This window comes from Isoptericola sp. NPDC056134 (assembly GCF_042264825.1).
Classification (GTDB): Bacteria; Actinomycetota; Actinomycetes; order Actinomycetales; family Cellulomonadaceae; genus Isoptericola; species Isoptericola nanjingensis.
Genome location: NZ_JBHJVM010000004.1, coordinates 263,606 through 272,070, shown reverse-complemented (window position 1 = coordinate 272,070; position 8,465 = coordinate 263,606). Strand labels below are relative to the sequence as shown.

Below are 8,465 nucleotides of genomic sequence, written 5' to 3'. Positions count from 1 at the left end.
TGGAGGGGGGGGAGGGGAGGGGGGGAGCGGAGGAGGCGGGGCTCCTCCTGGGACTTTCGGAGGGATCGGCGCGGCGTGCGCCTCGGCTGCGGCTGCGCGAAGTGCGCTTCGTGTCGGGCATCACATCCATTCTGTCACTCGCCTCCGACACGCTTGCCCCGATCACGCGGTGGGTCCCAGAACCTGGACATCGCTTACCGCCGCGGGATCCCGCCGTCCGGCAGGACGGCGGGGCCCGCGACCGGCCCCACGACGGGGCCGGCGAGGCTGCGGTCAGCCCACCGCGACGCGGTCGGCGGGGTGCCCGTCGACGTCCTCGGCCGCGCCTTCCGTGCCCGCTGCGCCGGGGAGGCCCGTCTGGTCGAAGAACGCCAGCTCGTGCTCGCACGCCGCGCGGAACGCCGCCGCCATCCGGTCCCGGGTGGACGCGTCGGACGCCGCGGCGGCGCGGCGCAGGATCGCGACGGCCTCCCGCGTCGCGCCCGCGAACGCGTCGTCCGCGTAGGTGCCCAGCCACTCCGCGTACGGGTGGCCCGCGTGGTTGCGGGCGGCCAGCCGCTCCCCCACGTCCTGGTAGATCCAGTAGCAGGGCAGGACGGCGGCCACGAGGGTCGCGTAGTCGTCGCCGGCCGCGCGCAGGTGGTCGAGGTAGGCGGCCGTCGTGGCGCTGGCGGGCACGTCCTGCGGCTCCCCGCCCAGCCAGCGCGTGTGGAGGTCGAGCTCCGTCACCAGGGCGCCGTGCGCGCCACCGGCCCAGAACGCCTGCTCGGCCCGCGTGGGCGCGAGCTCGCTCGCCCGCGCGAGGCAGCGCGCGTAGTCGCGCAGGTAGAGCGCGTCCTGCTCCAGATAGGTGCGGAAGTGGTCGGGGTCGAGGGTCCCGTCGCCCAGCGACCGGACGAACGCCAGGTCGTCGATCGCGGCACGCACGTCCGCGGCGTCGTCCCACCACCGGGCGACGACGTCCTCCGCGCCCGCACCGGCCGCACGGGACGGCGCCTGGGGTTCCGCGCCGCCCGCGCGCAGCCCCACCAGGTGGTCGACGGGGCCGTTCCCGCCGCCGACGCGCAGGGCCTCCCCCGCCCGGATCGCCGCGGTCAGCCAGGCCTTCGTGCCGCGCAGCGCCTCCGCCCAGTCGCCCGTGCGCGCGTACCGGGCGGCCAGCCCGCTGGACAGCGAGCAGCCGGTGCCGTGGGTGGAGGTGCTGGTCAGGCGCGGGCCGGGGAGCTCCACGAGCACGCCCTGCGGGCCGACGAGGGCGTCCGGGGCGCCCTCCTCCCTCGCGTCCGGACGCGCGAGCAGGTGGCCGCCCTTCGCCACCACCAGGACCCCGTGCCGGGCGGCCAGCCGTCGCGCCTGCTCGAGGGCGGCGGGCCAGTCCGCGGCGGGGGGCTCCTGCGCGAGGACCGCGAGCTCGGGCAGGTTCGGCGTCACGACGTCCACCCGGCCGAGCAGGTCCCGCACGGCGTCCTCGGCCGCCGGGTCGAGCAGCCGGTCCCCGCTGGTCGCCACCATGACCGGGTCCAGGACGACGGCGGGGCGCGCGGTCGTGCCCGACCGGTCGGACGTGGCGTGCGACAGCGCGTCGAGCCACGCGGCCACCGCCCGGGCCACCGGGGCCGAGGCGAGCATCCCGATCTTCACGGCGTCGACGGTCACGTCGTCGGTGACGGCGTCGAGCTGCGCGGCGAGGAACGCGGCGGGCGGCAGGTGCACGTCGCGCACGCCGCGGGTGTTCTGCACGGTCAGAGCCGTGACGGCGGCCATCCCGTAGCCGCCCGCGGCCGCGATCGACTTGAGGTCGGCCTGGACGCCCGCGCCCCCGGACGGGTCGGACCCGGCGACCGCCAGGACGCGGGGCCGGCTGCCCGTCCGGAGCGCCCTCGTCGGCGACGAGACGGGAGCGGGGGCGGCGTGAGCAGGGGTGGTGCTGCCGGCGCGGCCGGCGGAGCTGTCTTCAGGTGCGCGCGCACTCATGTCGACATCCCTTCGCTAGTACGAGCTAGATCAGGTTCGACGGGTGTGTTCTCAGCGCCCGCCGGCCGGCCGTGACGAAGTCGCGGCGATGACCGGTCGGGACGCACCCCGTGTCGTGGCGCCCACCGTAGCCCAGGTCGGCACCGGCGGGTCCGGCGTCCCGCGCGGGTGCGTCGTTCCTGGCTCCGCCGTCGTCCGGGCGGCCGCCCGGGGCGAGACTGCAGGTCCCGGCCGACGCCGCGGTAGGGTGCGGGGGTGCCCGTGGTCGTCCGTCGTGTGCGCGAGCTCCTCGTCGCCGGCACGACGCTCAGCATCGCGGCCGCCGCCCACCTGCTGGCCGGCGGCGCGCTCCCCGGGGCACCCCTCGCCTGGCTCGTCGTCGCGGCGCTCACGGCGCCGCTCGCGGTGTGGACCGCGCGCCGCAGGCTGACCCTCCGGCGCCTCCTGCCGGCGATGGTCGCGCTGCAGCTCGTCCAGCACACGACGTTGTCCGTGCTCGGCGCGGCGGGCACGGGCGCTCCCTCGGCACCGCTCCCGACCCCGGGCACCACCCTGGACGGGCACGCGCTCCACGCCATGGGCCCGGGCTCCCTCGCGCCCGCGACGGGCGGCGGGCTGCTGCATCACGCGGGCGACGCCGGGACGACGTCCTGGATGCTCGCCGCGCACGCCGCCGCGGTGCTGCTCACCGCCCTGCTGCTCGCGGCGGGCGACCGGGCGGCCCTCACCGTCGTCGGGCACCTGCGGCACGTCGCGCTCCTCGTGCAGGAGCCGCCGGCGCTGCCGGTGGTCCGCGAGCCCGCCGTCGTCGTCGGGCGCACCTGGCGCCCCCACCCGGCCCGCGTCCGCCGGCGCACGCCCCCACGAGGACCCCCGCTGCTCCCGGGCGCCCTCGCGCGCGCCGCCTGACCCTGCCCTGGTCCGTCGTCGGACGGGGGCGGGTCCCTCGCCGTCCCACGACCGCCTGACACACCTGACAGCCAGGAGCAGAAGAACCCATGTCCAGGACCACCCCTGTCATCACCCGTGCCCTCCGCCCGCGCCGCCTCGTCGGCGCGGCCGCGCTCGCCCTCCCCGCCCTCGTGCTCGGCGCGACCGCCGCGTCCGCGCACGTGACCGTGACCCCCGACGCGGCCGAGGCCGGGTCGTACGCCACCCTCACCTTCAAGGTCCCGAACGAGTCCGCCGAGGCGTCGACCACCGCGGTGCAGGTCGACCTGCCCACCGACACCCCCTTCACCAGCGTGTCCGTCGAGCCCGTGCCGGGCTGGACCGCGAAGGTCACCCAGGCGCCCCTGCCCGAGCCCGTCGAGGTGCACGGCACCACCGTCACCGAGGCGCCGGCGAGCATCGAGTGGACCGCCGACGACGCCGACGCCGGCATCGCGCCGGGCGAGTTCCTCCGGTTCACCGTGTCGGCCGGCGCGGTCCCGGACGGCGTGGAGGAGATCGTCCTCCCCGCCACCCAGACCTACTCCGACGGCGAGGTCGTCGCCTGGGACCAGGAGGCGTCCGGCGACGCCGAGCCCGAGCTCCCGGCCCCCGTCCTGCAGGTCGTCCCGGCCGCCGAGGACGGCGCCCACGGCGCGGCGTCGGCGGCCGGTGCCGGCGACGCCGCCACGGACGCGCACACCGACGCGGCGGCCGAGGACGGCGGCTCCGGCACCCTCCCGCTCGCGCTCGGCGCCGCGGGCCTCGGGCTCGGGCTGGTCGGCGCCGTCACCGGCGTGACCGCCCTCGCCCGGACGCGCGCACGGGCCACCGGCACGGACGGCACGGAGCAGCGATGAGCGCGCCGGACGGCCGCCCCGCCGCGCGACGCGCCCTCGCCGCGGCCGGGTCCTTCGCGCTCGCCCTGGGCCTCGGCGCGGCCGGCGTCGTCGGCGCGGCGGGGCCCGCGAGCGCCCACAACGTCGTCGTCGGGACCTCGCCCGCCTCGGGGACGACCGTGACCGAGCCACCGGAGTCCGTCGACGTGACGTTCGACGACGTGGTGCTCGACCTGTCCGCCGAGGGCTCCAGCACGGTGATCACCGTGACGGACGCCGACGGCACGGACCACGCGACGGGGTGCCCCACGACGCAGGACCGCACCGTGTCCGTCCCCGTCGCGCTGGGCGAGGGCGGCGAGTACACGGTCGACTGGCGGATCGTGTCGGCCGACGGGCACCCCACCAGCGGCGAGTACTCGTTCACCTACGAGCCGCCCGCCGGGACCGAGGCGGCCCCCGCGGCGGACGCGACGCCGTGCGCCCCGGCCGGGGGCGCGGACGAGGCGTCCGACGGTGCCGCGGAGGGCGCGTCGGCCGCCGCGGACGCCGGGGGCGGCGACGCCTCCGAGCTGGTCGTGGTGCTCGGCATCGCAGGCGGCGTCGTCGTGCTCGCCGGCGCGGCGGTGCTGGTGGCGCTGCGGCTCGCCCGAAGTCGCGGCTGACGCGCCGCACCCCGCGACCTGTCAGGGCCAGGGCCGGAATGACCGCCGCGCCCTGGCCCTGACGGGTCGCCGTCGTGATGCTCCCGGGCGTCCGCGTCGTCGTCGGGTCGTCGTCGGTCGTCCCCGGACCCCGCCGGAGCCGCCTACGATGCCGAGCATGGATGCGGGGCAGATCGTCGGGATCGTGACGGGCCTGGTCGTGGTGGTCGTGCTGGTCACGGCGGTGGTCTTCTGGGCGGCACGACGCCGCAGGGCGGCGCGCGGGCGGGCACAGGACCTCGAGGCGGAGCTGCAGCGCCTCGGCCTGGAGGCGGGCTCCGCCCTGGTGCGCGCGGACGAGCGGGCCCGCCTCGCGGAGGACGAGCTCGCCTTCGCCCAGGCGGAGCTCGGCGACCGGGAGACGCGCGAGCTCGCGCCCACGCTGCGGCGGGCACGCGAGCGCCTCTCCGAGGCGTTCCACCACAACCAGCTCCTGCACGACCACGTCCCGGACACCGACCAGCAGCGCCGGGAGTGGTCGGCGCGGATCGTCGACCTGTGCCGGTCGGCCGACGCGTCCTTGGACGAGCTCGACCGCGGGCTCGCCGCCCTGCGGCAGACGGTCCGCTCGACCCCCGACGCCGTCGACCGGGTCGACGCCGAGCTGGCCCGGGTGCGCGAGGCCGTGCCCGCGGCACGCGCCGACCTCGAGCGGCTGCGCGAGCAGTACGCCGAGCGGGCCCTGCTGCCCGTCGCGGACAACCCCGAGCAGGCGGAGCGCCTGCTCGAGTTCGCGGGTCGCAGCACGGCGGCGGCCCGCAAGCGCCTCACGACCCAGCAGGTCGCGGAGGCCGGTGCCGCGGCCCGCGCGGCGGAGGAGGCCGTGCGCCGCGCCGAGGGGCTGCTGCGCGCCGTCGACGACTACGAGGCCGAGGCGCTGCGCGCGGAGGCGGCGCTCGGCGCGATCGTGGCGGAGTCCCGTGCCGAGCTCGCCGTGGCGCGCGCGCTCCCGGCGGCCCAGCGGGCGGGGCGCATCGACGGCGCCGTCACCGCGCTCGAGGACGCCCTCTCGGCGCTGCCCGCCCCGGGCGACCCGGGCGACCCGGTGGGCTCCCTCACCCGCGTCCGGGAGGCCAACACCGCCCTCGACGACGCCGTGGCCGAGCGGGCGGAGCGCGACGAGCGCGCGCGCCGGGCGGCGTCGCGGCTCGGGCCCGCGCTCGACGACGCCGAGCGCCAGCTCGCGGCGGCGCGGTCCGTCGTCGACGACTACCGCGCCCCCGTGGGCCCCGACGCCCGCACGCGCCTGGCCGAGGCCGAGCGCGAGGTGGCGCAGGCCCGCGCCGCGGAGGACCCCGAGCGCGGGGTCGCCGCCGCCCGCCGGGGCGCCGCGCTCGCCGCGGAGGCCGCGACCCTGGCGCACCGCGACATCGCCCGGTCGGGCCAGGGGCAGCGCTGGGACGGCGGCTACAACGGCGGACCGGACGGGTACGGCGGGAGGTACGGCTGGCAGGGCGGCCGCCGCCCTGGTGGCCGGGGCGGCTCCGACGTCTTCGGCGCCGTCCTGGGCGGGATGGTGCTGGGCGGCATCCTCGACGACATCGGGGACATCGGGGACATCGGGGACATCTTCGACTGACGTCGACGGCGCCGCGGGGTACGCGCGGGGGACGACGGCGCAGGGACGACGGGCACGGGAGGGCGGATGACCACCACGGTGCGGCGGCGGGTGCGGGTGCACGGCCGCGTGCAGGGCGTCGGGTTCCGCTGGTCGACCCGCGAGGCGGCCCGCCGGGCGGGCGTGGGCGGGCTCGTGCGCAACCTCCCCGACGGGACGGTCGAGGCGGAGGTCGAGGGCACGCCCGACGCGGTGGAAGCGATGCTCGCGTTCCTGCGCGAGGGCCCGCCCGGGGCCCTCGTCACGGGGGTCGACGTCGAGGACGTGCCGTTGGTCGGCGAGACCGCCTTCGACGTCAGCGGCTGACGCCCCTCACGGTGGCCGGCACGCGCGCCGCCACGAGCTCGACGACGCCGGCCCGGGTGCGCGCGTGCTCCTCGATCGCGAGCCCCCGGTCGAGCACCCACTTCATCGGCCGGCGCAGGAAGTGCTCCCCGGCCAGCGGGACGCTCACCGCGTCCGCGAGCGCCTGCAGCGCCCGCACCGGCCATGCGCTCGAGGCGACGTGGTCGGCCAGCAGCAGCAGGCCCCCCGGGCGCAGCACCCGCGTCATCTCGGCGAGGGCCGCGCGCTCGTCGGCGATGCCGCACAACGAGAACGTGCACACGACGGTGTCGAACGCGGCGTCGGGCAGGTCGAGCGCCTGCGCGTCGCCGACGCGGAGGTCGGCGTCCGGGTCGATCCCGAGCCCCAGGCGGGCGGCGCGGCTCCGCGCGACGTCGAGCATCCCGGCGCTCTGGTCGACGCCCACGTAGCCGTCGGGCCGGGCGGTCACCGCGGGCGGGAGGTGTTCGAGGTTAAGCCCCGTGCCGACCGCGACCTCGAGGGTGCGGCCCTCGGCCAGCGCGCAGAGCCTCTCCCGCACGCCGGGGAACATGCGTCGCTCGGCGGCCGTGAACGCCCGGTCGTAGCCCGCGGACTCGCGGTCCCACCGCCGCCGCAGCCGCGCCGCACGCCCGCGCTCTGCGCGCCCGTGCTGCGCGCCGTCGTCGCTGGTCACCGCCCCAGGTTCCCACGGCCGCCGGGACCCGCGACAGGGCCGCGGACCACGTAGCATTTCGCAGGTGACGAGTCCCACCCATGCCCGACCCGCCCGACGCCGCGGCGCCGGCAGCGCGATCGTGGGCGGCGTCGGCGAGATCCTCATCACTCTCGGGGTGGTGCTCGGGCTGTTCGTCGTCTGGCAGCTGTGGTGGACGTCCGTCGAGGCCACGGCCCAGGCCCAGCAGGTCATGCAGGAGTTCGAGGCGACGCTGCCGCCCGCCAACCCCGAGCCCGCCGAGCTGCGCACGGACGACCCGCCGGTGCCCGACGCCGTCGGCTACGGGGAGACGATCGGCACGCTCATCGTGCCCGCCTGGTACGGCCTGACGAACAACGCGATGCCGATCGCGGAGGGCACCGGCATGGACGTGCTCGACCGGGCCATGGCGGGCCACTACGAGACGTCGCAGCAGGTGGGCGACATCGGCAACTTCGCGCTCGCCGGGCACCGGCGCACGCACGGCAACTCGTTCCGGCACGTCGACAAGCTGGAGGAGGGCGACCAGATCATCGTCGAGACGGCGAAGACCTGGTACGTCTACGAGGTCACCGACCACGAGATCGTCACGCCCGACCAGGTGGACGTCGTGGCGCCGGTGCCCCACCACCCGGACGAGAAGCCCACCGAGCGGCTGCTGACGCTCACCACGTGCCACTCGCTCACCCTGGGCGAGTACGGCAACGACCACCGCTGGATCACGTACGCGACCTTCGTCGGCTGGATGGACCGCGCCGACGGCACCCCCGACCAGGTGCGCTGACCGGTCCGCTGGAGCTGGAGACGACATGTACGCGTGGATCTTCCACCACCTGCCGGGCAACGTGTTCTGGCGCGTCCTGCAGTCGCTGGTGCTGGTCGCCGCCGTCGTGGCGGCCCTCTTCCTGTGGGTGTTCCCCGCGATCGCCCCGTACCTCACGCTGCTGGAGGGCGACCCCGCGGTGGGCTGACGCCCGGCCCGACCACTCAGCTGCTCGCGCGCACCACCAGCTCGGGGTCGAACAGCACCTCCTCGGGCGCCGACGCGGGGTCGTCGATCTCCCGCAGGAGGATCTCCGCGGCGGTGGTCCCGATGGCCTCGGCCGGCTGGCGCACCGTGGTCAGCGGGACGGCGCCGGTGGTCGCGAACGGGATGTCGTCGTAGCCCACGAGCGCGACGTCGTCCGGCACCCGCACCCCGCCGTCCAGCAGGGCGCGCACGAGGCCGAGGGCGTGCATGTCGTTGCCGGCCAGGACGGCGTCCGGTCGCCGGCCGGGGGGAGCCACGGCGAGGCGGGGGCCCCCCCCCCCCCCCCCCACCCCGCCCCCATCCCCCCAGCCCCCAAACCCCCACCCCGCCCCCCCCATTCCCCCCCCCC

The 8,465-nt window shown here is 77.5% G+C and carries 10 protein-coding genes and 1 riboswitch; of the genes, 7 read left to right on the top strand and 3 right to left on the bottom strand.

Going from position 1 to position 8,465, the window contains the following annotated elements:
- Positions 1 to 273: 273 nt before the first annotated feature.
- A complete protein-coding gene (locus ACFCZN_RS06425) occupies positions 274 to 1,974 on the bottom strand; it encodes a bifunctional hydroxymethylpyrimidine kinase/phosphomethylpyrimidine kinase (protein WP_430556205.1) in 1,701 nt (566 codons plus the stop codon).
- A riboswitch (TPP riboswitch) is annotated at positions 1,965 to 2,095 on the bottom strand. It overlaps the preceding gene by 10 nt.
- A gap of 134 nt (positions 2,096 to 2,229) precedes the next feature.
- On the opposite strand from ACFCZN_RS06425, the gene ACFCZN_RS06420 reads away from it, so the two are divergent.
- From ACFCZN_RS06420 to ACFCZN_RS06400, 5 genes are all read left to right on the top strand, one after another.
- Positions 2,230 to 2,883: a hypothetical protein gene (locus ACFCZN_RS06420; protein ID WP_430556204.1), complete on the top strand. Its 654-nt coding sequence runs from the start codon at positions 2,230 to 2,232 to the stop codon at positions 2,881 to 2,883.
- Between the two features lie 89 nt (positions 2,884 to 2,972).
- Complete coding sequence (locus ACFCZN_RS06415) at positions 2,973 to 3,764, top strand: YcnI family protein (protein ID WP_430556203.1); 792 nt, start codon at positions 2,973 to 2,975, stop codon at positions 3,762 to 3,764.
- Positions 3,761 to 4,408 carry a copper resistance protein CopC gene (locus ACFCZN_RS06410; RefSeq protein WP_430556202.1) on the top strand — a complete coding sequence of 216 codons (648 nt, stop codon included), beginning with the start codon at positions 3,761 to 3,763 and terminating at the stop codon, positions 4,406 to 4,408. The genes ACFCZN_RS06415 and ACFCZN_RS06410 overlap by 4 nt, the downstream gene beginning before the upstream one ends.
- Before the next feature lie 157 nt (positions 4,409 to 4,565).
- Complete coding sequence (locus tag ACFCZN_RS06405) at positions 4,566 to 6,026, top strand: hypothetical protein (RefSeq protein ID WP_430556201.1); 1,461 nt, start codon at positions 4,566 to 4,568, stop codon at positions 6,024 to 6,026.
- A gap of 66 nt (positions 6,027 to 6,092) precedes the next feature.
- The gene (locus ACFCZN_RS06400) at positions 6,093 to 6,371 is read left to right on the top strand and encodes an acylphosphatase (protein ID WP_430556200.1); all 279 of its coding nucleotides are present in this window, start codon (positions 6,093 to 6,095) and stop codon (positions 6,369 to 6,371) included.
- Here the strand turns inward: ACFCZN_RS06400 and ACFCZN_RS06395 are convergent.
- Positions 6,361 to 7,065, bottom strand: a complete 705-nt coding sequence (locus ACFCZN_RS06395) for a class I SAM-dependent methyltransferase (protein ID WP_430556199.1) — start codon at positions 7,063 to 7,065, stop codon at positions 6,361 to 6,363. The genes ACFCZN_RS06400 and ACFCZN_RS06395 overlap by 11 nt on opposite strands.
- Positions 7,066 to 7,129: 64 nt before the next feature.
- Between ACFCZN_RS06395 and ACFCZN_RS06390 the strand changes: the two genes are divergently transcribed.
- Complete coding sequence (locus ACFCZN_RS06390; protein WP_429763454.1) at positions 7,130 to 7,870, top strand: class E sortase; 741 nt, start codon at positions 7,130 to 7,132, stop codon at positions 7,868 to 7,870.
- A 25-nt stretch (positions 7,871 to 7,895) separates the two neighbouring features.
- A complete protein-coding gene (locus tag ACFCZN_RS06385) occupies positions 7,896 to 8,057 on the top strand; it encodes a hypothetical protein (RefSeq protein ID WP_429763453.1) in 162 nt (53 codons plus the stop codon).
- A 16-nt stretch (positions 8,058 to 8,073) separates the two neighbouring features.
- On the opposite strand, the gene ACFCZN_RS06380 is transcribed toward ACFCZN_RS06385, so the two are convergent.
- Positions 8,074 to 8,373, bottom strand: coding sequence for a substrate-binding domain-containing protein (locus ACFCZN_RS06380; RefSeq protein WP_430556198.1), 300 nt, complete (start codon positions 8,371 to 8,373; stop codon positions 8,074 to 8,076).
- Between the last annotated feature and the right edge of the window lie 92 nt (positions 8,374 to 8,465).